The 23,915-nt window shown below is 66.0% G+C and carries 22 protein-coding genes; 14 read left to right on the top strand and 8 right to left on the bottom strand.

The window, feature by feature from the left end:
- Window positions 1-39: 39 nt before the first annotated feature.
- Together AC07X9_RS16155 and AC07X9_RS16150 are read left to right on the top strand one after the other, a co-directional pair.
- Complete coding sequence (locus tag AC07X9_RS16155; RefSeq protein ID WP_017183904.1) at window positions 40-957, top strand: formylglycine-generating enzyme family protein; 918 nt, start codon at window positions 40-42, stop codon at window positions 955-957.
- Between the two features lie 156 nt (window positions 958-1,113).
- Window positions 1,114-1,296 (top strand): hypothetical protein, encoded by a 183-nt coding sequence (locus AC07X9_RS16150; RefSeq protein ID WP_017183903.1) that lies wholly within the window; start codon window positions 1,114-1,116, stop codon window positions 1,294-1,296.
- A gap of 105 nt (window positions 1,297-1,401) precedes the next feature.
- On the opposite strand, the gene AC07X9_RS16145 is transcribed toward AC07X9_RS16150, so the two are convergent.
- From AC07X9_RS16145 to AC07X9_RS16135, 3 genes are read right to left on the bottom strand one after another with little or no spacing between them, the layout of a single operon-like run.
- Entirely contained in the window at window positions 1,402-2,766 is a 1,365-nt protein-coding gene (locus AC07X9_RS16145) for a sensor histidine kinase (RefSeq protein ID WP_017183902.1), read from the bottom strand.
- A 24-nt stretch (window positions 2,767-2,790) separates the two neighbouring features.
- Window positions 2,791-3,471: a winged helix-turn-helix domain-containing protein gene (locus tag AC07X9_RS16140; RefSeq protein WP_017183901.1), complete on the bottom strand. Its 681-nt coding sequence runs from the start codon at window positions 3,469-3,471 to the stop codon at window positions 2,791-2,793.
- Window positions 3,472-3,484: 13 nt separating this feature from the next.
- Entirely contained in the window at window positions 3,485-3,859 is a 375-nt protein-coding gene (locus AC07X9_RS16135) for a PDZ domain-containing protein (protein WP_017183900.1), read from the bottom strand.
- 80 nt (window positions 3,860-3,939) lie between these two features.
- On the opposite strand from AC07X9_RS16135, the gene AC07X9_RS16130 reads away from it, so the two are divergent.
- From AC07X9_RS16130 to AC07X9_RS16115, 4 genes are all read left to right on the top strand, one after another.
- The gene (locus AC07X9_RS16130; RefSeq protein ID WP_017183899.1) at window positions 3,940-4,725 is read left to right on the top strand and encodes an AcvB/VirJ family lysyl-phosphatidylglycerol hydrolase; all 786 of its coding nucleotides are present in this window, start codon (window positions 3,940-3,942) and stop codon (window positions 4,723-4,725) included.
- A gap of 3 nt (window positions 4,726-4,728) precedes the next feature.
- Window positions 4,729-5,151: a DUF2147 domain-containing protein gene (locus AC07X9_RS16125; protein WP_017183898.1), complete on the top strand. Its 423-nt coding sequence runs from the start codon at window positions 4,729-4,731 to the stop codon at window positions 5,149-5,151.
- An 8-nt stretch (window positions 5,152-5,159) separates the two neighbouring features.
- Window positions 5,160-7,724, top strand: a complete 2,565-nt coding sequence (mprF, locus tag AC07X9_RS16120; protein WP_380823392.1) for a bifunctional lysylphosphatidylglycerol flippase/synthetase MprF — start codon at window positions 5,160-5,162, stop codon at window positions 7,722-7,724.
- Between the two features lie 98 nt (window positions 7,725-7,822).
- Entirely contained in the window at window positions 7,823-9,256 is a 1,434-nt protein-coding gene (locus AC07X9_RS16115) for an AcvB/VirJ family lysyl-phosphatidylglycerol hydrolase (RefSeq protein ID WP_017183896.1), read from the top strand.
- 10 nt (window positions 9,257-9,266) lie between these two features.
- Here the strand turns inward: AC07X9_RS16115 and AC07X9_RS16110 are convergent, their stop codons facing one another.
- Window positions 9,267-10,082, bottom strand: coding sequence for an HpcH/HpaI aldolase/citrate lyase family protein (locus tag AC07X9_RS16110; RefSeq protein ID WP_017183895.1), 816 nt, complete (start codon window positions 10,080-10,082; stop codon window positions 9,267-9,269).
- A gap of 75 nt (window positions 10,083-10,157) precedes the next feature.
- Here AC07X9_RS16110 and AC07X9_RS16105 point away from each other — a divergent pair, with 75 nt between their 5' ends.
- Together AC07X9_RS16105 and AC07X9_RS16100 are read left to right on the top strand one after the other, a co-directional pair.
- Window positions 10,158-11,129, top strand: a complete 972-nt coding sequence (locus AC07X9_RS16105; protein ID WP_026002528.1) for an SPFH domain-containing protein — start codon at window positions 10,158-10,160, stop codon at window positions 11,127-11,129.
- A 280-nt stretch (window positions 11,130-11,409) separates the two neighbouring features.
- Window positions 11,410-11,853: an NfeD family protein gene (locus tag AC07X9_RS16100; protein WP_017183893.1), complete on the top strand. Its 444-nt coding sequence runs from the start codon at window positions 11,410-11,412 to the stop codon at window positions 11,851-11,853.
- 60 nt (window positions 11,854-11,913) lie between these two features.
- On the opposite strand, the gene AC07X9_RS16095 is transcribed toward AC07X9_RS16100, so the two are convergent.
- Window positions 11,914-13,452, bottom strand: a complete 1,539-nt coding sequence (locus tag AC07X9_RS16095) for a methyl-accepting chemotaxis protein (RefSeq protein WP_017183892.1) — start codon at window positions 13,450-13,452, stop codon at window positions 11,914-11,916.
- 319 nt (window positions 13,453-13,771) lie between these two features.
- Between AC07X9_RS16095 and AC07X9_RS16090 the strand changes: the two genes are divergently transcribed.
- Window positions 13,772-14,233 (top strand): hypothetical protein, encoded by a 462-nt coding sequence (locus AC07X9_RS16090; RefSeq protein ID WP_017183891.1) that lies wholly within the window; start codon window positions 13,772-13,774, stop codon window positions 14,231-14,233.
- Window positions 14,234-14,318: 85 nt separating this feature from the next.
- Window positions 14,319-16,157, top strand: coding sequence for a DUF885 domain-containing protein (locus AC07X9_RS16085; RefSeq protein WP_017183890.1), 1,839 nt, complete (start codon window positions 14,319-14,321; stop codon window positions 16,155-16,157).
- A gap of 156 nt (window positions 16,158-16,313) precedes the next feature.
- On the opposite strand, the gene AC07X9_RS16080 is transcribed toward AC07X9_RS16085, so the two are convergent.
- The 3 genes from AC07X9_RS16080 to AC07X9_RS16070 all read right to left on the bottom strand — a co-directional run bounded on the left by AC07X9_RS16080 (window position 16,314) and on the right by AC07X9_RS16070 (window position 19,332).
- A complete protein-coding gene (locus tag AC07X9_RS16080) occupies window positions 16,314-17,132 on the bottom strand; it encodes a ferredoxin--NADP reductase (protein WP_017183889.1) in 819 nt (272 codons plus the stop codon).
- Window positions 17,133-17,295: 163 nt separating this feature from the next.
- Window positions 17,296-17,613: a hypothetical protein gene (locus AC07X9_RS16075; RefSeq protein WP_026002527.1), complete on the bottom strand. Its 318-nt coding sequence runs from the start codon at window positions 17,611-17,613 to the stop codon at window positions 17,296-17,298.
- 114 nt (window positions 17,614-17,727) lie between these two features.
- Complete coding sequence (locus AC07X9_RS16070) at window positions 17,728-19,332, bottom strand: phosphoenolpyruvate carboxykinase (RefSeq protein WP_019053049.1); 1,605 nt, start codon at window positions 19,330-19,332, stop codon at window positions 17,728-17,730.
- 293 nt (window positions 19,333-19,625) lie between these two features.
- Between AC07X9_RS16070 and AC07X9_RS16065 the strand changes: the two genes are divergently transcribed.
- The 4 genes from AC07X9_RS16065 (at window position 19,626) to AC07X9_RS16050 (ending at window position 23,906) form a co-directional block, all read left to right on the top strand.
- On the top strand, window positions 19,626-20,330 hold the full coding sequence (locus AC07X9_RS16065) for a response regulator transcription factor (protein ID WP_017183886.1): 705 nt from the start codon (window positions 19,626-19,628) through the stop codon (window positions 20,328-20,330).
- A complete protein-coding gene (locus AC07X9_RS16060; protein WP_017183885.1) occupies window positions 20,299-21,897 on the top strand; it encodes a sensor histidine kinase in 1,599 nt (532 codons plus the stop codon). The genes AC07X9_RS16065 and AC07X9_RS16060 overlap by 32 nt, the downstream gene beginning before the upstream one ends.
- Before the next feature lie 63 nt (window positions 21,898-21,960).
- Window positions 21,961-23,457 carry an ABC transporter substrate-binding protein gene (locus AC07X9_RS16055; protein WP_017183884.1) on the top strand — a complete coding sequence of 499 codons (1,497 nt, stop codon included), beginning with the start codon at window positions 21,961-21,963 and terminating at the stop codon, window positions 23,455-23,457.
- Between the two features lie 26 nt (window positions 23,458-23,483).
- Window positions 23,484-23,906 carry a DUF4112 domain-containing protein gene (locus AC07X9_RS16050; RefSeq protein ID WP_017183883.1) on the top strand — a complete coding sequence of 141 codons (423 nt, stop codon included), beginning with the start codon at window positions 23,484-23,486 and terminating at the stop codon, window positions 23,904-23,906.
- The last annotated feature ends 9 nt before the right edge of the window (window positions 23,907-23,915 follow it).

Raw genomic sequence — 23,915 nt, 5'->3', positions numbered from 1 at the left:
CTGAGTGCAAGGACGATCGGATTGACTGACAAGAACGGAATGCGGTGGATCGAAGGCGGTGCCTTCCAGATGGGATCGGTCAATTTCTATCCAGAAGAAGCGCCGGTACGCACCGTGCGGGTGGACGGCTTCTGGATCGACGAAACCCCCGTCACCAACCGGGAATTTGCCGCTTTCGTCGATGCGACCGGCTATCGCAGCTTTGCCGAAATTCCGCCCGACCCCCGCGACTATCCGGGCATGGACCCGGCGCTGGCGGTGGCCGGATCGCTGCTGTTCCAGCGGACGGCCGGGCCAGTCGATCTGGGCGATTACAGCCAGTGGTGGACATTCAGCACCGGAACGGACTGGCGGCACCCGCATGGGCCCGACAGCAGCATCGCGGGGCTGGAGGATCATCCCGTGGTCCATGTCGCCTATCAGGATGTCGAAGCCTATGCCAAATGGGCGGGCAAGACCCTGCCCACGGAGGCGGAATGGGAATTTGCCGCGCGCGGCGGCATGGACGGGGCGGACTATGCCTGGGGCGACGAACTCGCGCCGGGCGGCGCCATGCTCGCCAATTACTGGCAGGGCGCCTTTCCCTACGGCAACACGCTGGAGGATGGCTATGAACGCACCTCGCCCGTGGGCAGCTATCCCGCCAATGGCTATGGCCTGTTCGACATGATCGGCAATGTCTGGGAATGGACGTCCGACTGGTACGGCCAGCCCAGGCTCGAACGCAAAAGCCGGGGCAGTTGCTGCGTTCCGGCCAATCCGCGCGGCGCGACGAAGCGCGAAAGCCTTGATCCCGCCGCGCCCGACATCGCGATCCCGCGCAAGGTGCTCAAGGGCGGATCGCATCTGTGCGCCGCCAATTACTGCCAGCGCTACCGCCCGGCCGCCCGCCACGCACAGGCGATCGACAGTTCGACGAGCCATATCGGCTTCCGCTGCATTTCCCGTTCGCGCTGAACGGGGCGTCCGTCGCGGTGTCAGAATCGCCAAGCAGATGACGGCCATCCCGTCGCGTCTGTCCGAAAGTTCATCTTCCGGTCACGCTCGCGACGGGACGCTGCTGCCATAAGGATCAGGCAGTCCAGAATGGACCGCTTGATAGGAGTTGAACCCATGAACACTCGCCTGATCCTGACCAGCCTGGCTTCCCTCGCCGTGGTCGCGACCCCGCTCGCCGCATCGGCTGCCACTGCCTCGGCCAAGCCTGCCCATCATGCCATGAAGCACAAGGCCGCCAAGAAGGTCTCGACGACGACCACCACCACCACGACCGCGACGAAGCCCGCCTCCAAATAAGCCGGTAACAGCCAGCCCTGCGACGGGAAGTCGGCATCGGGTGTCCCCCCTGTCGACCCGACCCGGCTCCCGTCGCCTGAACAGTGCCGTCGCGCCACCGCGCCCCTAAGCGGGGCGCCTGAGCAGCATTTCCACGGCAAATTGTTCGTCGCGACGGTCGAATCGCACGTCTCCTCCGTGCATCCTCGCAACCGCCGCGATGAGAGAGAGACCGAGGCCGGCCCCTGCTATCCCCCTGGCAGGGTCCAGACGCCCGAAGCGGCGCAACGCCTCGGCCTCTCGTTCGGGCGCAATGCCCGCCCCCTGGTCCGCCAGCCCGACGATGACATCGTCCCCCTCGACCGCCAGGTACAGCGTCATCCGTCCCGCCCCATATTTCAGCGCATTGTCGATCAGGTTGGCGATCGCCTGACCCAGCAGTTCGCGATGGACCGGCAATGTGACGGGATGCTCGATCGATATGGCCAGCGTCCGCCCCTGATCCTCGCTGACCGGCTCGTACAATTCGCCCATGTCGATCAGCATGGCCGCCAGGTCGGTCGCGACGAAACGGTCGCGCCCGATGCCCGCCTCCATCCGGCTGACCTCCAGCGCGGTCGCCAGCATCGCCAGCAACTGGTCGGCCTCCCGGCTGATCCCGTCGATCGCCTCGCGCAGGTCTGCCGGATTGTCCGACAGCATCGCCCGGTCGATCCGCGTCCGCAACCGGGTCAATGGCGATCGCAGGTCATGGGCGATGCTGTCCGTAACCGTCCGCAATTCCGCCAGCAGCGCGCCGATCTGGTCCAGCATATTGTTGATCGTGCGGCCCAGCGTGTCGAAACTGTCGCCCGATCCGTCCAGCGGCACCCGCCGGTCGATCTCGCCCGCGCCGACCCGCGCGGCGGTCGCTGCGATATGCCCGATCCGCCGGTCGATGATATGGACCACCAGCCATGCCGCGACGATGGCGAGCGGCAAAGCCATCAGCAGGGCGGTCAGCAACGTGCGTTCCACCGTCTCGCGGATCTGGTCGCTGTCGTCGGTGCTTTCGCCCACCATCAGGCGGCGGCCATCCCGCAATCGGGTGGCGACGATCGTGTAGGACAGGGCATCGGTGTCGCCGATGCGATACAGCTTCGCCTTGACCCCTTTGGTATCGGCGGGAATGACCGGCGGCCAGCCTGACAGATTGCCCGCGATCCTGCCGCCATCGGCTCGCGCGAGCAGCAGGACGGCGTCGCTTTCCTCCTGCGCCCGCGCGGTGACGGCGCTGGCCAGCGCGCGGTCCCCGTCCTGCCGCCCGATTTCCAGCAACGTGTCGCGCGTGTCGCGCGCAATGGCATTGTCCGCCGCGTCCAGGCTGGCATGGACCAGTTGCGTCACCGACAGCAGCAGCGCGCCGCCAAAGACCAGCTCCAGCAGCAGGATCAGCCCGATGAAGCGCGCATGGGACGATCGCAGCCAGCGCAGGGCGCGGGTGGCGGTCATTGGTCCAGCCTCATGCACCCGGCCTCATTCGCCCAGCCGATAGCCCGCGCCGCGCACGGTATGGATCAGGGGCTGGTCGCCATCCCCGTCGACCTTGCGGCGCAGGCGGCTGATATGCACGTCGATGACGTTGGTGCCGGGGTCGAAATGATAATCCCACACCCCTTCCAGCAACATCGTCCGGGTGACGACCTGCCCGGCATGACGCATCAGATATTCCAGCAGGCGAAACTCGCGCGGTTGCAGGTCGATGACGCGCGCATCGCGCCTGACCTCGCGCTTCAGCAGGTCCATGCGCAACGTGGCGCACATCAGGACGGTCTCGACATGCGTACCGCTCCCGCGCCGCCGCATCAGCAGTTCCAGCCGTGCCAGCAACTCGGCAAAGGCGAAGGGCTTGACCAGATAATCGTCCGATCCCGCGGTCAGCCCCGTCACCCGGTCATCGACCGATCCCAGCGCGGACAGCAGGATGACCGGCGTTTCGATTCCGGCAGCCCGCAGCGCGCCCAGCACCGCCAGCCCGTCCATGCCCGGCAGCATCCGGTCCAGAATGATCGCGTCATAGCCGCCGTCGGTCGCCATGAACAGGCCGTCGCGGCCATTGGCGGCATGGTCGCCGACATGGCCATGTTCGGCCAGCCCCTTCATAATGAAGTCGGCGGTCGTCCGGTCATCCTCTACCAGCAAAATCTTGCGACCCATGGGATTGATCCTTCTAACCGATGCTGGCTTTGCCGCACTGCCAGATTATCGCCCGATAGGGAATGCCATGCCGCGCCAGCATCAGCGGCATGGCGCAATGCCCCGGCGCGCGCACCAGTCTGCGCACCGCCTCCAGCGTCGTTGCCGGTCGCCCCGCCATGCCGGTCAGCTGGTCGCCTACCGCGATGCCATCGCGATCGGCGACGCCGCCGCTGCGCAGGCTGGTCACGACGATATGATGGCGCTCGTCCTCGCCCAGCGTCAGCCCCATGCGATCACTCACCGCCGTGGGTGCCGATGGCGCGCGCTCTAACCGGGTCGCCAGCAGCGGCGCGAAGGACGCCAGCAATATCGCGACGGCATAGAAAGGGCGGGCGGACCAGATCATGATCGTCCTTCTAGCCCATGGCTCTTGTCCCCGCGCTGTCCGGTACATGACATAGAGTTCATGCAAAGGTCACCGATGCGATGGATAAGCGGGCGCAAAAGGGCGACGATAACAGACCAGAGGCCCGACAGATGATGCGCAAGTCTAAAAAGCGATGGATAGTAGGGATCGGCGCGCTGCTGGTGGTGATCGCGCTCAAACTCGCCTGGCTCGGCTATCTGGGCGGCGACCTTTTCACGCCGATGCGCCCGGCCCATTATCAGCCGCAACCCTTAGCCCCGGTCGCGATCCTGTGGTCGGGCGACATGGGATTTCGCGTCGGCATGGGGCCAAAGGTCGCGGCCCGGCTGGTCGCGGATGGCGTGCCGGTCGTCGGCGTCAATTCGCTCAGCTATTTCAGGACGACCCGCACCGCCGCCGATGCCTACGCGCTGCTGGAATCGGCCATCGCCCAGGCCCGCAAGATCAACCCGAAGGGACGGCTGTTGCTCGTTGGCCAATCCTATGGCGCGGACATGCTGCATGTCGCGCTCAGCAAATTGCCGCGCGCCGACCGGTCGTCGATCGGACTGGTCGCGCTGGTGGTGCCGGGGGCGACGGTCCAATACAGGGCGTCCCCATCGGAAATCTTCACCTTCGCCATGGCGGAATCGGACGCATGGCCGACCGCGCGTCAAATCACCTGGACGCCGCTGCTGTGCATTCAGGGGCGCGAGGAAGCGTCCAGCCTGTGCCCGCTGCTGCATCAGCCCAACGCCCGGTCCGTCGCCTTGCCCGGCGGCCATCGGCTGAACGGCGATGTCGACGCCGTCTATGGCACGTTGCGCGCGGCGATGGTCCGCGCCCATCTTGTGGGACGGTCCTAAACCATGCCGCGCCTTGGCCATTGGCTGATCGTCGCCAGTCCCCTGATCCTGAGTGCCCTGTTCCTGCCGCGGCCCGGCCTTGCGGCGGAACCGATCGAGGGCAACTGGGTCAACCCCCATGGCAGCGTGGTCGTGACGACGGGCGCCTGCCGCGACGCGCTGTGCGGCTGGGTGCGCTGGGCCGACGGCCACGCGACCGCCGATGCGGCCGATGCCGGGGTCGCGCATCTGGTCGGCACCGCCTTGCTGCAGGATTATCATTATCGCGGGCCGGGGCGCTGGTCCGGCTATGTATTCGTGCCTGACAAGGGCCGCAGCTTTTCCTCCACGATCGAGCAACTCGATGCCGATCGATTGAAGATATCGGGTTGCCTGTTTCGCGGCTGGCTGTGCAAAAGCCAGATATGGACGCGGCAACGGGGGTGAAGAACAGCATGACCGATCGCACGATGGCGGGCCACCCGTTCCAACGGTATCGCATGGCCCTGTCGGTGGGCATCGTCATATTGCTGGCGGCGCTGGGCTTCGTGGCGCTCGACCATCTGTTGCAGGAGGTCCATCTGCATCAGGTCAGGGCGGCCTGGCACGCGCTGCCGACCACCGGCCTGCTGGCGGCGGCGGCGCTGACGGCGATCAGCTATCTGACGCTGACCCTCTATGACGTATCGGCGCTGCGGGCCATCGGCCGCCCCCTGCCCTATCGCACCGCGGCGCTGGCATCCTTCACCAGCTATACGCTCAGCCATAATCTTGGCCTGTCGCTGCTGACGGGCGGATCGGCCCGCTACCGCATCTATACCGCGGCGGGCCTGTCGCTCAGCGACATTGCGCGCGTGGTGACGATCGCCAGCGCGACTTTCTGGAGCGGGGTGTTCGTGCTGGCAGGCGCGATGCTGGTCTGGCGTCCGCAAATGATGGCGATCGGCGCGCTGGCCGGGTCGACGGACCTGCTGCGGGGGCTGGGCATCGCGCTGCTGCTCGCGATCGCCGGCCTTGCCGTCTGGGCGGGACGGCGCGGACGCACGATCCGGCTGCGCGGCTGGAGCGTTCCGGTCCCGCCAGCCACCGGCATATTGGCGCAGATCGGCATCGGCACGATGGATATTGCCGCGGCCAGCGCCGCGCTGTTCGTCCTGGTCCCCGGCATCGGCCTTGACCAATGGCCCGCCTTCTTCATCGGCTATACGCTGGCGATCATCGCCGTCCTCATCACCCATGTCCCGGGCGGCATCGGCGTGTTCGAAGCCGTGATGCTGGCCGCGCTGCCCGGCACGGGGCGGCCGGAACTGGTCGCCGCGCTGCTCGCCTATCGCCTGATCTATTATATCGCGCCCCTGCTGCTGGCCGTTGCGATCGTCCTGTTTCAGGCAGGCAGTCGCTGGCACCGGCCGATCGCGCGCACGCTGGGCGGCATGCGGGTCGTCGCCTCCGGCCTTGCGCCCATGATGATGGCCGCGCTCGTCTTTTTGGGCGGCGCAGTGCTGCTGGTGTCGGGATCGCTGCCGACCGTACCGGGCCGGGCCGCAACGCTCTCCACCCTGCTGCCCCTGCCCTTTACCGAAATATCGCATCTCGCGGGCAGCCTCGTGGGCGCGGCGCTGCTGATCCTGTCCTCTGGCCTTTATCGGCGGCTGGACGGGGCCTTCTGGCTGACGCGCCTGCTGTTGATCGCAGGCGCAGCCTTTTCGCTGCTCAAGGGGCTGGATTATGAGGAAGCGGTCGTCATGCTCCTCATCGCGGGCGCACTGCAATGGACCCGCCCGGCCTTCTATCGCCAGACGCACCTGCTGGCCGAAGCCTTTTCGCCGGGCTGGCTGGCGACCGTCGCGGTGATGGTCGGCCTGTCGATATGGATCGGCTTCTTCGCCTACAAGCATGTGGATTATCAGAACGACCTGTGGTGGCAATTTGCCCGGCGCGGGGATGCGTCGCGCTTCCTGCGGGCCAGCTTTGCCGTGGCCATCCTGCTGGCAGGCGTTGCCTTCCTGCGCCTTTTCCGCCCGGCCGCGCCTGTCCGGCAGGACATCAATGCCGCCATCGGCCCAAGCGAAGCGGCAATGGCGCTGGCCCAGCGGACCGACGCCAATCTCGCGCTGACCGGCGACAAGCGCTTCCTGCTGTCCGCCACGGGTCAGTCCTTCCTGATGTACCAGATACGCGGCCATAGCTGGATCGTGATGGGCGATCCCGTCGGCGCCGAATCGGAATGGAGCGACCTGCTCTGGACCTTTCGCGAACAGGTCGATGCCGCGCAGGGTCGCCTGCTGCTGTACCAGATCAGCGCCGCCGCCCTGCCGCTGGCGATCGAACTGGGGTTGCAGATCACCAAATATGGCGAAGAGGCGCATGTCCCGCTCGACCGTTTCACGCTGGACGGGCCTGATGCCAAGCCGCTGCGCTATGCCGAACGGCGCGCCACGCGGGAAGGCGCGACCTTCGACATCGTCCCGGCCGAAAAGCTGGCTGGCGTCATGGACGAACTGGCGGACATTTCGGCGCATTGGCTGGCGGCCAAGCGGCACCGGGAAAAGGGGTTCAGCGTTGGCCGCTTCGATCCCGCCTATATGGCCCATTTCGATTGCGCGGTCGTGCGCGTGCAGGGCAGGATCGTCGCCTTCGCCAACATCTGGAAAACGCAGGACCGATCGGAACTGTCGGTCGACCTGATGCGCCATCGCGACGACATGCCCTATGGCACGATGGATTTTCTGTTCGTCCATCTGATGCAATGGGGACAGGCGCAGGGCTATGGCTGGTTCAACCTCGGCATGGCACCCCTTTCGGGGCTGGAGGCGCGGCGGCTGGCGCCCTTATGGTCGCGGCTGGGGGCGATGCTCTACCAGCATGGCAACGCCCTGTACGGCTTTGAAGGGCTGCGCGCCTATAAGGAGAAATTCTCGCCCGAATGGGATGCGCGCTTCGTCGCCGGGCCGCAGGGGCTGACCTTCGCCCGTACCCTGATCGATCTTCAGGCGCTGGTCGGCAGCGGCGGCGGATAGGGCCATCCCCTCTATATGACGAACTTGTCATCCGCCCGTAAATGGCGGGACAGTTGCGTTGGCGCATGGTGCATCCTGGTCATTAGGGGTTACCGCTCATGCGCAAGATCATTCGCACCATGTCCAGCCTCGTCGCCGGATGCCTGCTGGTCGTCACCGGGGTCGGCGCGCCGGTCCGCGCTTCGGCCGACAGGGGCGTCAGGGAAACAGCCTACAGCCTGGCGCCCTTTGGCGGAATCCGCCTCTACCGCCCCGACGGCCAACCCCGCGCGACCGCGCTGTTCCTGTCGGGCGACGGCGGATGGAATGCGGGCACCGCCGCCATGGCGCGCGATCTGGCGAACCGCGGCTTGCTGGTGGCGGGCGTATCCACCCCCACATTGATGCGTACGCTGGAGCGGCAGCGGGATCGCTGCATCGACCCCAACTATGCCCTTGTCGCCCTGTCGCGCGATGTCCAGCATCGCGCGGGCGTCCATGCCTATATGAAGCCCATCATCATCGGCTATTCCGCTGGCGCGACGGTCGCCTATGCCAGTCTGGCGCAATGGCCCAACGGGGCGTATCGCGCTGTCCTGTCGCTGGGGTTCAGCGCCGACATCCCCGGCAAAAAGCCCTGGTGTTCAGCGCCCGGCTTTCGCGCCCATGCCATCGCAAAGCCAGCGCGCGGGTGGCTGTTTGCGCCCAACCGCCAGATCAATCTGCCCTGGATCGTGGTGCAGGGGCAGCGCGACACGGTGGTCGATTTCGCCGCCGCCCGGCGCTTCGTCGCCCAAGTCCCCCATGCCCGCCTGATCGACCTGCCCCAAGGCGACCATGATTTTGCCGATCGCGCCCGCTGGATGCCGCGCGTGATGGCGGCGCTGGCGCCGATGCTCAATCGCGTCGACGCGGCCAATGTCGACGACCTGCCGCTCAACATCGTGACGCCCGCCCCGCGCGCGACCCATGACGACAGGATGGCGGTCATCTATTCGGGCGATGGCGGCTGGGTCGGGCTGGACCGCGACATTGCCGGCCAGCTGGCGGCGAAGGGTATTCCGGTCGTCGGCATCGACAGCCTGTCCTATTTCTGGAGCCAGCGGACGCCGGCGGGCGCGGGGCAGGATCTGCGCCGAATCATCGCCGCCTACAGCGCACGCTGGGACCGGCCGCGCGTCATGCTGATTGGCTATAGTTTCGGCGCGGACGCGCTGCCCGCGATCATGGGCACGCTCGATCCGCAGACGCGCGACCAGATCGCCAGCTTGTCGCTGCTGGGGCTTGGACCAACCGCCGATTTTCAGTTCCATCTCGCCTCATGGCTGAACCTTGATTCAGCGCAGGCCCAGCCGACCGTGCCCGCGATCATACGCCTGCGCGACGTGCCCATTCGCTGCATCCGCGGCACGCTGGAGCAGGACAGCGCCTGTCCCGCCATTCCGCGCGGCCTGGCGACGCAGATCGTCGTGCCGGGCGGCCACCATTTCGACCGCAACGCCGCGCTGCTGGCCAACATCGTCCTCAACCCGGCATCACGGCAGAGGGTGTGACGCGAAAGCCTTAAGCCCCCACCGCATCCCCCCGCGCCACAAGAGCGCGCGCTTCCTCGACATGCATCGTTTCGATCATCCGCCCCTCGAACCGCTCCGCCCCGCCGGTCGCCGCCTCGATCAGCCGCCTTGCGTCGGCCAGCGCCTGCGCGTCCGGCCCGAACACTTCGTTCGCCACCGCCACCTGTGCGGGATGGATCAGCGTCTTGCCGTCAAAGCCCAGATGGTGACCGGCGATGCATTCCGCCGCCAGCCCGTCCAGATCGTCCAGCCGGTTATAGACCCCGTCGAACACCGCGATGCCCGCCGCCCGCGCCGCCAGCACCACCGTCTGCATCGCCAGGGTCAGCCCTTCGCGCCCCGCACCGGCGGGTATGCCAAGGTCGCGGCGCAAATCATTGACGCCGATGAACAGCGCCGCGCACCCTTCGCCCGCCGCGATGGACGGCGCGGCCAGCACGCCCTTTGCGCTTTCGATCATCGCGATCACCGGCTTTTGCGCCACGCTGAACACGTCGCGCACCTGCTTGGCATTCTCGACCTTGGGCAGCACCACATAGTCGGCGCTCGCCCCCTTCATCGCGACCATCTCCATGCCGTGCCAGGGCGTCCCTTCCACATTGATCCGCACGCCGGTGATGCGCCCGCCAAAGCCTTCGGCCAGCGCGGCCACCGCCCCGGCGCGCGCATCCGCCTTCGCCTCGTCCGGCACGGCATCCTCCAGGTCCAGTATCACCATGTCGCACGGCAGGCTGCGCGCCTTGGTGATGGCGCGCGCATTGGATGCGGGCAGGAACAGCAGCGAACGGGCATGACGCAGCAACATCGAAACTCTCCTTGGTTTGACTTTCCCCGTTAACGAATAAAGCGCATAGTCCAAGCCTGTTTCGGGGAGACCATGATGCTGACGACCTTCGCCCTCACACTTACAGCACTCGTGCTCTTCTACCTCGCCGTCAGCGTAAAGGTGGTGCGGCAGGGCTATCAATATACGATCGAACGCTTCGGCCGTTTCACCGAAGTCGCCAGGCCCGGCCTCAATTTCTACCCCGCCTTCTTCTACGCGGTCGGTCGCAAGATCAACATGATGGAACAGGTGGTCGACATTCCGGGCCAGGAAATCATCACCAAGGATAACGCCATGGTGTCGGTCGATGGCGTCGTGTTCTTTCAGGTGCTGGACGCGGCGAAGGCGGCCTATGAAGTGTCCGAACTCTATGTCGCGATCATGCAGCTCGCCACCACCAACCTGCGCACTGTCATGGGCTCCATGGACCTCGACGAAACCCTGTCGAAACGCGACGAGATCAACGCCCGGCTGCTGTCGGTGGTCGATCATGCGACCAACGCCTGGGGCATCAAGATCACCCGCGTGGAGCTCAAGGACATCCGCCCGCCCGCCGACATCGTCAACGCCATGGGCCGCCAGATGAAGGCCGAACGCGAAAAGCGCGCCCTGATCTTGGAATCAGAAGGGCTACGCGCATCGGAAATCCTGAAAGCCGAAGGCGCCAAACAATCGCAGATATTGGAAGCCGAAGGTCGCCGCGAAGCCGCCTTCCGCGACGCCGAAGCCCGCGAGCGCGAGGCGGAGGCCGAAGCCAAGGCGACGCAGATGGTGTCCGACGCCATTTCGGCGGGCAACCCGCAGGCGCTCAATTACTTCATCGCGCAAAAATATACCGAAGCCGTCAGCCAGTTCGCCACCAGCCCCAATGCAAAGACCATCCTCTTCCCCGTGGAGGCGACCCAGCTGATCGGCACGCTGGGCGGCATCGGCGCGCTGGCGAAGGAAGCGCTGGGCAGCGACGGCACCCCCACGCCAACCCCGCCCGCCCCCCGGCGCGGCCCCTTCGGCCAGAGCCAGGGGTAAGCGCGATGGGTGCGGCCCGACACCATCTCCGGTTCGCGACCAGTTCCCCACCTCCGTTCGTTTCGAGCGTAGTCGAGAAACGTCGCACACCGGTTTCTCGACTACGCTCGAAACGAACGGACCTTATGTCCAGCCACCAACCACCCCGTCATCCCCGCGAAGGCGGGGACCCATCTCCCAACCTCTCCACCCAACGCCACGCTTGCGAGACGGATTGGCTGACGCCGAACATCGTTCACCGCCCGCATGGGCGTGACGGAAGCAAAGAGACCCCCGCCCCATGACCATCGCTACCCTGCTCGAAGATCATTGGGCCTGGCTGGTATTCGCCGCCCTGCTGGGCATCGCCGAAGTGATGATCCCCGGCGTGTTCCTGATCTGGATCGCCATCGCCGCCGCCATCACCGGCCTGGCCGCGCTCGCCCTGCCCATCGGCCTGCCGCTGCAACTGCTGATCTTCGCGGCCCTCAGCATCGCCGCCGTCTGGGCCGGTCGCCGCTGGTACGCCGACCACCCCGTCGCCTCCACCGACCCCCTCCTCAACGACCGCACCGCCCGCCTGATCGGCCAGACTGTCACCGTCGTCGAAGCCATCGCCGGCGGCGAAGGCCGCGTCAAAGTCGGCGACAGCGTCTGGACCGCGCTAGGCCCGGACGCCGATGTCGGCGCACGAGTGCGCGTGATCGCAGCGGAGGGGACGGCGTTGCGGGTGGAGGGGGGTTAGGGGCGGACGCACCACGTCCCGCAGTGCCAGGGCGACATCGCCACAATTGCGGCTTCGGCTTTAAGCGGCGCGCAATTCGGACAGGAGTTGCTGCGTAGTATGCCCCAATGCGGTCACGCGCGTGACGATCAGGTTGGTGGCATCGGCAACTTCGGCGGTCAGTAAGCGCGTCCGCTCCGCCCGCCGCGCGGTATCGGCCACATCGTTATACAGGCTCTCGGTTCCATCGGCGGTTTCGTCGGCCGACAGCCCGATCAAGGCGGCGACGCGCTGTTGTTCGATCACCGCGGCGGTCACTGTATCGGCTATGCCCGCGACCTCATCGACATGGCCGATCACCGCAGACACGCTATCGACCGCGCTGGCGACGCGCTCCTGAATGGCTGCCACTCGTCGTGCAATATCGCCCGTTGCGCGCTGGGTTTGCCCGGCCAGGGACTTTACCTCCGACGCAACGACCGCAAATCCGCTTCCGGTCGCGCCGGCACGCGCAGCCTCGATCGCGGCATTCAGCGCCAGCAAATTGGTTTGCCGTGCAATCTCCTCGATCAACGCGACGATGTCGCCGATCCCCTGCGCATCTGCGACAAGCGCACGGAATGCCGCCTGGGTGCCCGTTGATCGGTCTGCAGCGGCCATGGCCAGCGCGACCTGCGCTTCGACCTGCGTTCCGACCTTGCCGACAGAATCGCCAAGCTGTGCTGCGGTCTCGCGCATCATCTGTCCCGCCTGTTCGATCCGGTGGGCGACCTCGGCCGTGCGACCCGCCGCATCGGCATCCGCGACGCTGATCGACGCGAGCGACATCGTTGAATGCTGCGCCGTTTCAGCGGCTGCCCCCAGCGCCGTGACCGCGTCCGCCACTGTCCGTTCAAATTGGGTGGCCAGGGCCGTCATCTCCTGCCGACGATGCTCGACGGCAAGGCTGGTCGCGCGCGCCTGAGCATCACTTTCGCTGACCATCAGCTGCAACCGCGCTGTCTCCGCCTGCAATGCCAGGCGCTCATGCTCGCGGGTCACCGCGACAAGATCGTCATGCGACCGGATTGCGTCGGACGATGCGCGCGACATCGCCAGGATGCTCCGCGCAAACAGCGCAATGAAAACCGTCAGCGCCAGCAGCACTTCTAATGGTGCTTCCGCGATCAGGAACATGTCGACCACGGACATCACCAACCATCCGGCCATAAAGCCCAGGCTCGCCTTGGGCACGGTCGCCACATTAAGGGGGCCGATACATCCAACGCCGACCAGCGTGCAGGATATCAGCAATTCCCAATCGGTTGGCGCCTCGTAGATCGCCGCACCCAGCAATATTCCCCACAGCACCCCAGTAACGAAACTGACCCAAGTCAGCCGTTTCACGCTCTGCGTGGGGTTGGGATAGTGCCAGCCTGCGCGTCGCTCACGACGCCACGCCAGAAAATTGCAGATAGAAAATGCAATCAACAATGTGGCCGCAACCACCACCTGCCATCGATGCCCGGTGTCGGGGACCGCAATGGCCAGCAGGAGCGCAACGGTGATGGTTCCGACAAATGTCGCGGCATACCCCTCACGCGCGGCCCGCAATTGCCCCTCGATCACATGATCAGGCATGGGCGCCGCCTTACGAACCCGTGAAAGGAATCGTGGCGTCCCAATAGCAAATAAGCGAAAGTTAGTTGCTGCCATGCGATATAATACTACAAATAGGCTCAAAATCTGGTTAATTTTGTAGCGGGGGCCGGAAATGGCTCATCTCTACTTATAGGAATTTTTTGCGGCGCTTCTGCGCCGAACCAGACATTTCCATTCTCGACCGCCCACGGTCTGACAATCACGCGCCCGGCATTCTGGCGTCGGGCAATGGCCAGTCCGCGACCAGCCAGTCGTGCCCCCTGTCCTACACCCCGCCTCCCATGCCATGCTCCCCGTCATGGCTGACGCTCCCAATCTTCTCCGCTTCACCCCGGTCCCGCTTCAGCGCCGTGCGCGCGGATGGACGCCTGATGCGCAGGCGGCGTTTATCGCCGCGCTGGCCCAGTGCGGCATCGTCGCGCATGCGGCGCGCAGCGTGGGCTGTTCGCCGCGCTCGGCCTATCATCTGCGTGCGCGGCCCGGCGCGGACAGTTTCGCCGCGGCGTGGGACTGGGCGATCGAAATGGGGCTGGATGCCGCGCGGGATCGCGCGATGGCGCTGATCCATGACGATGCGCCGCGACCGCTTTTCCGGGGCAGGCGGGAGGTCGGCTATCGCACCGGGCCGGACCATCGCATCATGTTCGCGGCGCTGCGGTCGCTGGCGGGCGACGTCGAAGGGCTGCGCGCGCATATGCCCCATCGTGTGCGGATCGACCAGCGCGAGCAGACGGAACAGGCACGCAGCGATTTGTTATGATCTGTCGCCAGTAGGAAATATCATGTCGCATTTGCCGGGAAATATGCGAAGTTAAGCGGCAACTATCCTATCCCGGAGCGCTTGCATGACTGCCACTCGCCGCGATTTCCTTGTCGCTGGTTCCTCCGCCTTCGCCCTGACTGCGCTGCCCGCCTGCGCTGCCGACGCCCTAGCATCCGGCCCGGACGCCCGCGCCGAAGCGACCCTTTCCGCCATGGCCGAAGCGATGCTGGTCGATGCGCCCGAAAGCGCCAGCGGCCTTGGCATCGACACTGGCCCGCGCGCCGCGCTCAAGCATCGGCTCGGCAATAAAAGCCCGGCGGGCCAGGCGCAGATCGCCGCCCATGTGACCGACCGCCTGAGCAAGCTCCGCGCCATCGACCTTGCCCCGCTCTCCCCCATCACCCGCACCAATGTGGAGGTCGCCCGCGCCGCGCACGAACTGGCGGCGGAAGGGTTCGCTTTCCCCTTTGGCGACATGGCGATCATGAACAGCAACTGGTCCTACCGCAACGCGCCCTATGCCGTTGCGCAGAATACCGGCAGCTTTGTCGAGACCCCCGATTTCCTCGACAGCAACCACGCCATCGCCAACCCCGCCGACGCCGACGCCTATCTCGACCGACTCACCGCCTATGCCGCCAATCTGGCCGGCGAAACGGAGCGTCTGCGCCATGACGCGGGCATCGGCGTCAGCGCCCCCGCCTTCCTGCTCGACAAGAGCATTGCCCAGATGGAGGCGGTGCGCGCCCTGCCGCTCGACCAGTGGGTGCCGGTCGCCTCCATCGCCCGCCGCACCGCGTCGATGCCCCGCGACTATGGGGCAAGAGCGCTTCAGATCGTGCGGGACAAGGTCGCCCCGGCGCTCGCCGCCCAGGTCGCGGAACTCAAGCGCCAGCGCGCCACCGCGACCATGGACGCGGGCGTGTGGAAGCTGCCCGAAGGGGAGGCCTATTATGCCTGGGCGCTCAAAGCCGGAACCACGACCACCATGTCGCCCGAAGAGGTGCACCAACTGGGGCTGGAACAACTGGCCACGCTGCAATCCGAAATGGACGGGCTGCTGAAAGGGCTGGGCATGACCCAAGGGACCGTCGGCGAACGCATGACCGCGATGGGCAAGGACCCGCGCTACCTCTTCCCCAATGACGATACGGGACGCGCGCAGATATTGGCCTATATCGACGGTCGCCTGACCGACATCCGCACCCGCCTGCCCCGCGCCTTCGCCACGCTGGTCCCCGCCAAACTGGTCGTCAAGCGCGTGCCGGTGGAGATCGAAGCGGGCGCGCCCGGCGCCTATGCCGGGGCCGGGTCCATCGACGGGACGACGCCGGGCAATTATTATATCAACCTGCGCGACACCAGCATCTGGCCGCGTTACGGCCTGCCGACGCTCACCTATCATGAAGGCATACCGGGCCATATCTGGCAGGGCGAATATACCTACAAACTGCCGCTGATCCGGTCGCTGCTGGCCTTTAACGCCTATAGCGAAGGCTGGGCGCTCTACGCCGAGCAACTGGGCGACGAACTGGGCGCCTATGACGGCGATGTCGCCGGGCGGCTGGGCTATCTCCAGTCGATCGCCTATCGCTGCTGCCGTCTGGTGGTGGACACTGGCCTCCACGCCAAACGCTGGACCCGCGACAGGGCGATCCACTGGTTCGCCACCACCAACGGATCGACGGTCGAGGATGTCCAGGCCGAAGTCGACCGCTACTGCGCCTGGCCGGGGCAGGCCTGCGGCTACAAGGTCGGCCATGGCGAAATCAACCGCCTGCGCAGCATGGCCAAGGCCGCGCTGGGCGACCGCTTCGACTTCCGCCTGTTCAACGACGCCGTGGTCAAGGGCGGCGGCGTGCCCATGACCGTGCTGGCCGGCCATGTCGACGCATGGGTGGCGGAGCGGAAGCGCGGTTAGGTTCAAAAAGCAACGTGCTCCCGCGCAGGCGGGAGCCCAGTCCCGCCCTTTCTACTGGGCTCCCGCCTGCGCGGGAGCACGCTGCTTCAACCCCTGACGAAAAAAAGGCCGGAGGATCGCTCCCCCGGCCCCGTGCTGTTCCGCTGCGCTCAGGCGTTACCCCACAAACGCCCGCTCGATGACGAACTGCCCCGGCGCGGCGTTGGAGCCTTCGGTAAAGCCATTCGCCTCGAACCAGGCGGCGAACTGCTTGATCATCTCCATGCTGCCGCACATCATGATCCGGTCGGTTTCGGGATCGAACGTCCCTGCGCCCGGAATCCCCTCGAACAGCGCGCCACTCTCGACCAGCTTGTCGATCCGCGCGCTGTGGCCGTCAAACGGTTCGCGGGTCACGGTCGGCACATAATGGAACTGCGCCGGCGCCTGTTCGGACACCAGCGGATCTTCCGCCCATTTGGATTCCAGCTCCTCGCGGAACGCCAGATCGCTGACCCGGCGTACCGAATGGATCACAACGACCTGCTCGTAAAATTCATACACGTCCGGGTCGCGCGACAGGCTCAGGAACGGGGCCAGGCCCGTGCCGGTCGACAGCATGAACAGCCGCTTGCCCGGCAGCAGCGCATCGGTCACCAGCGTGCCGGTCGGCTTGCGGCCCAGATAGATCTGGTCGCCCGGCTCGATCAACTGGAGCTTGCTGGTCAGCGGGCCATCCTCGACCTTGATCGACAGGAATTCCAGTTCCTCGTCCCATGACGGGCTGGCGACCGAATAGGCGCGCAGCAGCGGCTTGCCATTTTCGCCCTTCAGACCGATCATCACAAACTCGCCGGAACGGAAGCGGAAGCTTGCCGGGCGGGTGATGCGGAAGCTGAACAGATGCTCGTTCCAATGCCGCACCGACAGCACCGTTTCCACGCTCAGCGCGCCGGTGGGTTCCAATTGCGGCTTTTCGATCGTCACGTCGGTCAAGACCTTCTTCCTTGCCATCTATGCGCGCGGGCCGGGCGGGCCGCGCCAGTTGCGTATCGTTCGCAACAACTGATATCTGACGCGAATGGAGCCATCGCCCCATGAAGGCAAGGCGAAAAAAACTTGGGGGGCCGATAGCTGCCCCCCGCAGCGGTCGGGCTATTCAGCCAAACAGACCCTTGGCCAGGCCACCCAGTTCATTGAGCGGATTGCCGTCGCCATCGCGATCGAACATCCCGCCCAGCTTGCCCAATATCGCTTCGGGGCCGCCGAACTGGGCGAGCAATTCCTGCAACTTGTCCGCCGACACGCCATGTTCCGCCGCGGTTTCGGCGAGCGCCGCCACGCTGGTTTCACCGGACCCGATCTTGCCGCTGATCTCGCTCATCAGCCCCTGCATCTGTTCGGGCGTCAGGCCGATCTGCGCCGCGATCGCTTCCAGACCGCCCACCTTGCCGATTAGATCGTCGAACATGCCCATCATCGTCACTCCTGCTTCGCACCGGCAGCTACCATAGCATCGTTACGCAGGTGCAAAAAGAAAAAGGGCCGGAAGGATCGCTCCCCCGGCCCCGATTTGCGCGATTGCGTCCGATCAGGCGGCAGCGACCAGCGCCGCGCTGCGTACGCCCTCGTCCACATGATCCTCGAACTGCGCGAAATTGTCGACGAACTGCTTGACCAGCACGGCGGCGGTTTCGTCATAGGCGTTGGCGTCCGCCCACATCGCGCGCGGGTCCAGGATGGTCGAATCGACACCAGCGACCGCCACCGGCACGTCGAAGCCGAAATTGGGATCGGTGCGGAACTCGGCCTGGTTCAGGCTGCCGTCGAGCGCGGCGTTGAGCAGCGCGCGGGTCACCTTGATCGGCATCCGCTTGATACCCGGCATCGTCGCCTTGCCACCGGCCCAGCCGGTATTGACCAGCCAGCAGGTGACCCCGCCCTTGTTGATCCGTTCCTTCAGCAGATTGCCATAGACGCTGGGATGACGCGGCATGAACGGCGCGCCAAAGCAGGTGGAGAAGGTCGCGGTCGGCTCGGTCACGCCGATCTCGGTCCCCGCAACGCGCGCGGTATAGCCCGACAGGAAATGATACATCGCCTGTTCCGGGGTCAGCCGCGCGATCGGCGGCAACACGCCATAGGCGTCGGCGGTCAGGAAGATGATATTCTTGGGCACCGGACCCAGATTCTTTTCCGACGTGTTGGGGATGAAGTCGATCGGGTAGGAACCGCGGCTGTTTTCCGCCAGGCTATTGTCGTCCAGGTCGATTTCGCGAGTCTCCTCGTCAATCACGACATTTTCCAGCACCGTGCCGAAACGCTTGGTGGTGGCGAAAATCTCCGGCTCGGCCTCGGCCGACAGGTTGATCATCTTGGCATAGCAGCCGCCTTCGAAATTGAACACGGCAGTGTCCGACCAGCCATGCTCGTCATCGCCGATCAGCGTGCGGCTGGCGTCCGCCGACAGGGTGGTCTTGCCCGTGCCGGACAGGCCGAAGAACACAGCCGTGTCGCCGTTCGGGCCGATATTGGCCGAACAGTGCATCGGCATCACGCCCTTGACCGGCAGCAGATAGTTGAGGATGCCGAACACCGACTTCTTCATTTCACCGGCATAGGCGGTGCCGCCGATCAGGATCAGCTTTTCGGTGAAGTTGACGGCGACGACGGTTTCGCTGCGGCAGCCATGACGCGCCGGATCGGCCTTGAACGTGGGCAGGTCGATGATCGTATATTCGGGCGCAAAGCCCGCCAGTTCATCGGCCGTGGGACGCACCAGCAGGGTGCGGATGAACAGGTTGTGCCAGGCGCGCTCGTTGATGACGCGCACATTGACGCGATGTTCGGGCTGCGAACCGCCGAACAGGTCGGCGACATAGAGCGTGTCCTTTTCGCCCAGCGCCTTGAAGAAATCCGCCTTGAGCGCGGCGAAATGTTCCGGAGTCATGCCGCGATTGGTCTCGCCCCACCACACCGTCGATTCGGTTTCGGCATCGCGGACGATGAACTTGTCCTTGGCGCTGCGGCCGGTATGCTTGCCGGTCTTGACGACCAGCGGGCCGTCCTTCGACAATATGCCTTCGCCGTTGCGGATCGCCGCCTCGACCAGAGGCGCGGTGCCGAGATTCCAGAACTGGACGGCATTGGTCGTAATGCCCTGGTTGGCCAGGGTGATTGAGGATTTGGCCTGCACGCCTTTGCTCCTGATGTAATAATTCCGTGTCACAAACATTCTGTATATTCGCGACCGGTCCGCCCCTCAGCGCCGCTATCTTGCGGGCGGCGTCATTCCTGCAGACATTGGCGGCATACGGCTTTGCGTAGGGTGCGTCAAATCCCTGTGTTCAGGCGTTTGTCCCGAATAGCGACTGTCCTGCCGCATGATCGGCCGACCCCGCCTTCCTTGCAGCGCGCGCTGGCATCGTCTAACGCTCGTTCCGCCCCCGCCACGCATGTTTCTGACCACACATATTTCTGGGATGCCGCATGACAGCAACCATCGCCCTGGTGGATGACGACAAGAATATCCTGACGTCCGTGTCGATCGCGCTCCAGACCGAAGGCTTCATGACGCGGGTCTATTCCGACCCGGAAGGCGCGCTGAAGGCGTTGCTCGAAAATCCTGCCGATCTGGCGGTGTTCGACATCAAGATGCCGCGCATGGATGGCCTTGAACTGCTGCGCCGCCTGCGCGAAAAAAGCCCGATGCCGGTCATTTTCCTGACGTCCAAGGCGGATGAGCTGGATGAGGCGCTGGGGCTGGCGATGGGGGCGGACGACTATATCTCCAAACCCTTTTCCCAACGGCTGCTGATCGCGCGCATCCGCGCGATCCTGCGCCGCGCCGAAGTCAGCCGGACGCCCGAAACCCCCGACCAGCCGGTCGCCGACCCGATCATTCGCGGGCGGCTGGAAATGGACCCCGCCCGCCACCGGGTGAAATGGAACGGTCAGGACGTGACGCTGACCGTCACCGAATTCCTCATCCTCGAAACGCTGGCCACCCGCCCCGGCGTGGTCAAGAACCGCAACCAGTTGATGGACGCCGCCTATCAGGACGACGTCTATGTCGACGATCGCACCATCGACAGCCATATCAAGCGGCTGCGGCGCAAATTCCGCGAGGTAGATTCCGATTTCAACGCAATCGACACACTCTATGGCGCCGGATATCGCTTCTCCGAAGAGTGACGGCCTGGGTGCTGATGGCTTGCGCTGGTCCGGGCGGATCAGCCTCACGCCGCGCATCCTGGCCGTCAACGTCTTTGCGCTGGCACTGCTGGCGGGGGGATTTTTCTATCTCGACAGCTATCGCACGCGCATCGTCGACGCGCGGCTGGAACAGTCGGCGCGGGAACTGCAATTGCTGGCGATCGGGCTGGAAAGCGTGCCGCCCGAACGCCAGCGTCAGCTGATCGCCGCCTATGCCCGCCAGACCGGCGATCGGGTGCGCCGCTACGCGCCCGACGGCCATCGCCTGTCCGACAGTTTCGCCATGGACGCGCCGCGCTATCGCCTGCGCCAGCCGTCGGAAGAGGACTGGCAGCGCCATGTCGCCCGCTTCCTTGACAAGGCGATGGACCGGGTCGTGTCGGCGGACCGGCCGCCCGACTTCATCGAACCCGCCGTCGATCGCGCGGACGCCTGGCCCGAAGTGCAGATGGCGCGCAAGACGGGGCGGCCGCAGGCGGTCAACCGCTATGCCCCCGACCGGACCTTCGTGATCTCCGCCGCCGTGGCGATGCGCGATGGCACCAGCCTGTTCGCGACCGAAAATGCCCGCGACATCACCCGCACCGTCCGCGCGGAGCGGCTGCGCCTCGGCATGGTGCTGGCGGTCGCGGTGCTGGCGTCGGTCCTGCTCTCGCTGTTCCTGGCGCGCACCATCGTGCTCCCGCTCCAGCGCCTTGCCCGCGCCGCCGTGCGCGTGCGGCTGGGCCGCGCGCGGCAGGTGACCGTGCCGCGCCTGCCCGAACGGCGCGACGAAATCGGCATGCTCGCCCGCGCCCTGTCGGACATGAGCCAGGCGCTGCGCCAGCGGATCGACGCGACCGACGCCTTTGCCGCCGATGTCAGCCATGAACTGAAAAACCCCATCGCCTCGCTGCGCTCCGCCCTCGACGCGCTGGAACGGGTCGACCGGCCGGACCTGCGCGCGCAGTTGATGGCGATCGCGCAGGACGATGTCCGCCGTCTCGACCGGCTGGTCACCGACATTGCCGAAGCCTCCCGCGTCGATGCCGAACTGTCCCGCACCCGGTTCGAGCCGGTGGACCTTGGCCAGCTCATCGAAAGGATCGTCGGCGCGCATGAGGCGCGCGGCGTACCCCGCGGCGTGCGGCTTGCCTTCGCCCGCCCGCGCAAGAATGTCGCGGTGGTGCTGGGCGAGGAACAGCGGCTGGTGCGCGTGCTGGAAAATCTGATCGACAACGCCATTTCCTTCTCGCCGGACGGCGGACTGGTTCAGGTGGTCGCGACCGTCGCCGACGATCAGGTGCTGGTCAGCGTCGAGGATGAAGGACCGGGCGTCCCCGAATCGGAGCGCGAGCATGTCTTCCGCCGCTTCCACAGCGTCCGCCCCGAAGGCGAAAGTTTCGGCAAGCATTCCGGCCTCGGCCTCGCCATCGCCCGCTCGATCATCGACGGTCATCAGGGCCGCATCAGCATCGCCGACCGTCAGGACGCCCAGAGCGGCGCCTGCTTCATCCTGCACCTGCCGATGGCGGTGGCGCGCGATCCGGGGATGGTATCGGAATGATCGCGATCGCCCCGCCATGGCGGTTGGCGACAGGCCGTTAGCGGGCTAGGGTGGCGGCCCATCATGTCGACCGTCCCCATCCCCCGTCGGCGCGTCCACCGCCTCGCCCTTGCTGCGCTGCCCGGCCTGCTTGCGATGATGGGCGGCTGTTCGGCCGACAGCAACGATCCCGTCGTCGTCAGCGTCGTGGGCGATCGCGAAGATTTCGCCAAACCCTTGCAGCGTCTGCCCGATCCGGGCGCCAAGCTGTTTCTGGAAGCGACCGCGCAGGGGCTGGTCGCTTTCGACGCCAGCGGCGACATATTGCCCGCACTCGCCCAGCGCTGGATCGTGGAGGATGACGGGCGCAGCTATATTTTCCGCCTGCGCCGCGCCTTCTGGGCCAATGGCGCGCGGGTCGCCGCACCCGACGTGGCGCGGATGCTGATGGCCCGGATCGAATCGCTGCGCCGGCTCGACCCGGACGGCCCGCTCGACGCGGTGCAGGCCGTGATCCCGATGACCGGCGAAGTGATTGAAATCCGCCTTGCGACGGCCCGCCCCTATATCCTCCAGATGCTGGCCCAGCCGCAAATGGCCATCGTCTCGCGCGACGGGGGCACTGGCCCCTATCGCCGCAAGACATGGGGCAAGGCGATAATCCTGACCCCGATCGACCGGCTGAGCGACGATGACGATGCCGAAGACACGCCGGTCCCCGCCTGGCAGACGCGCGTGCTGCGCGCCGAACGCGCTGCCCTTGCCATCGTGCGCTTCCGCGAAGGGCAGGCCGCGCTGGTGCTGGGGGGGCGACTGGCCGATTTGCCGCTGCTCGTCCCCGCCGGGGTCGATCGCGATGCCGTGCGGGCCGATCCGGTGCAGGGGCTGCTGGGGCTGGCCGTGACGGGCCGGGGCAGCCTGCTCGACGATGACGGCATACGCGCGGCGATCAACATGGCGATCGACCGCAGCCAGATCCCTGCCCTGCTGCCGATCGGCGGCTGGGCCACCAGCAACCGCATCGTCCCCGACCAGCTCGATCTTGGCCGCGCGCCGACCGATCCGGACTGGGCCGCCCTGTCGCTGGAGGACCGGCGCGGCCGGGCGAGCGCTGCCGTTGCCGTCTGGCGCGACGATCATGGCGACCCGCCGCCGTTGCGCATCGCCCTGCCGCAGGGGCCGGGCGCGACTTTGCTGTTCGGGCTGCTGCGACGCGATCTGGACGCCATCGGCCTGCCGCTGCGGCGCGTCTCCATGACCAGCGACGCGGACCTGCGGCTGATCGACGAAGTCGCCGCCTATGACAGCGCGCTCTGGTATCTGGGCCGGGTTGGCTGCGCCCGCAAAATCCATTGCAGCGACGCCGCCGATGCCCAGCTTCAGGCCGCCAGCCTTGCCAGCACGCCGGAGGACCGCGCCGCCCGCATCGCGGAGGCCGAAGCGCTGATGGTCGCGCATAATGGCTATATCCCGCTTGGCACGCCGATCCGCTGGTCGCTCGTGTCCAGGCGGCTCAACGGTTTCCAGCCATCGCCCCGCGCACGCCACCCATTGAACCATCTGTTCCGACGCACCAACTAGGGCAGGCAACAGGAGACGCCTTGCCCATGCCGATTTCGCCCGACTCCGCAAATGGCGCCGCCAGCGCCATTCCGGGCCTTGGCCGCGACCCCGCCTCGGTGCGCCGCCGTATCGAAGCGATGGAGGCGGTGCTGGAGCGCCTGTTCGTCGTCCCCGGCATCAATCGCCCCGTCGGTATCGACAGCATCGTCGGGCTGGTGCCGGTCATCGGCGACCTGGCGACCGCTTCCATGGGCATGTGGATGGTCTGGGAAGCGCGCAATCTGGGCATGTCGAAATGGCAGATCACCCGCATGTCGGCCAATGTCGGGGTCGATACGCTGCTGGGCGCCATTCCCTTGGTCGGCGATCTGTTCGACTTCGCGTTCCGCTCAAACACCCGCAACCTGCGCATCATCCGCAAGCATCTGGACAAGCACCACCCCTCGACCGCGACGATCGAGGGCTAGGGACTGACG

The sequence above is a fragment of the Sphingobium sp. GW456-12-10-14-TSB1 genome (assembly GCF_059424385.1).
This window is presented reverse-complemented; position numbering and strand designations above follow the sequence as displayed.